This is a genomic window from Peptoniphilus hominis (ex Hitch et al. 2025), from assembly GCF_040096015.1.
In the GTDB taxonomy this organism is placed as follows: domain Bacteria; phylum Bacillota; class Clostridia; order Tissierellales; family Peptoniphilaceae; genus Peptoniphilus_A; species Peptoniphilus_A hominis.
Window position 1 is genome coordinate 1 of record NZ_JBBMFO010000066.1, and the last position, 1,465, is coordinate 1,465.

A 1,465-nucleotide genomic window follows, 5' to 3' on the forward strand; every position below is an offset into this window, starting at 1 on the left:
ATATGTACCCTCTTTACTGGACAAACCAGTAAGGAGGGTATTTTTATGAAATATAGTTATGAATTTAAAAAAGAATGCGTACAATTATACAGAGAAGGTAAATGGCCTGATACACCTGAAGGGACCAAAGAAAAAAACTTTCATGATTCAATTAGAATATGGTTTAAGTTAGAAGAACTTCATGGACCAGAAATTTTAAAACATGGAAATAATATCAATTGGACACCTGATGAGAAATTAGAAATGGTATCTAAAGTGTTAGCTGGAAATTCAATAAAGTCTATAGCAATTGAATATGGAATTAATAATGGACAGCTCTATTCATGGGTTAACAAGTATAAAAATTATGGATATAATGGTCTTGATAATAAAAAGAAAGGCCGTAAATCTAAAAATACAAGCATGAAAAGTAAAAATAACCATAAAGCAAAAGAACTTAATGAATCTGAAAGAGAAGAGCTAATAAGACTTAGAGCAGAAAATGAATATATAAAGGCAGAAAACGAAATAATAAAAAAAGAGATCGCCTTGAGAGAAGAACGTTACGCTGCGCAACTCAAGGCGAAAAAGCAGCGATTATCAAAGAACTCAAAGAAGAAGGATACAGACTAAAGGATCTTTTAAGAGCTATTGATATGCCAAGGTCAACATACTATTTTGAAATAAATAAAGTTGATAAGATAAAAATTAAGAATAGTCATATCGCAGATAAAATAACTCAAATATTTAACTTACACAAAGGAAGATATGGAGTAAGAAGAATATATATGGAGTTAGTAAATCAAGGCTATGTCATAAATCATAAAAGAGTTCAAAGGATAATGCACGAACTAAAACTATTCGGAAAAAGATCTAAGGAAAAATATCACTCATATAAGGGGAAGATAGGGAAAGTAGCTGATAATATAATAAATAGAGATTTCAAGGCAGATAGACCTCTCCAAAAATGGACCACTGATGTATCAGAATTTAAATTTTCTTGGGGTAAATGCTACATCTCTCCAATACTTGATATGTATACAAATGAGATAATCTCTTATGACTTATCCTTACGCCCTAATTTAAAACAAATATCCAATATGTTAGAAAAAGCATTTAACAAATTTCCAAAACTAAATAATCTAATACTACATTCAGATCAAGGATGGCAATACCAACATAAATATTATGTAAATGAACTTAAAAAACATGGTATAATCCAATCAATGTCAAGGAAGGGTAATTGCTATGACAACTCAATCATGGAGACATTTTTTGGAAGATTAAAAAATGAAATTTATTATGGTTATGAAAAGAGCTATAGCTCTTTTGAAGAATTTTCGAGAGCAATAGAGGAATATATTGATTATTATAATAATGAAAGAATTCAATCAAAAACAAAATGGATGCCACCTACAAAGTATAGGTTAACATCCACTACAATTAGTTAATTAAATATTGTGTCCAGTTTTATGGGTACACATCA

General features: G+C 29.6%; 2 protein-coding genes. Both read left to right on the forward strand.

Annotated elements, in window-relative coordinates; all coding sequences use genetic code 11:
- Window positions 1–45: 45 nt before the first annotated feature.
- Window positions 46–612 (forward strand): helix-turn-helix domain-containing protein, encoded by a 567-nt coding sequence (locus WMO19_RS09695; RefSeq protein WP_349171670.1) that lies wholly within the window; start codon window positions 46–48, stop codon window positions 610–612.
- Window positions 579–1,430: an IS3 family transposase gene (locus tag WMO19_RS09700; RefSeq protein WP_349171671.1), complete on the forward strand. Its 852-nt coding sequence runs from the start codon at window positions 579–581 to the stop codon at window positions 1,428–1,430. Before WMO19_RS09695 ends, WMO19_RS09700 begins: the two co-directional genes overlap by 34 nt.
- Window positions 1,431–1,465 lie beyond the last annotated feature (35 nt).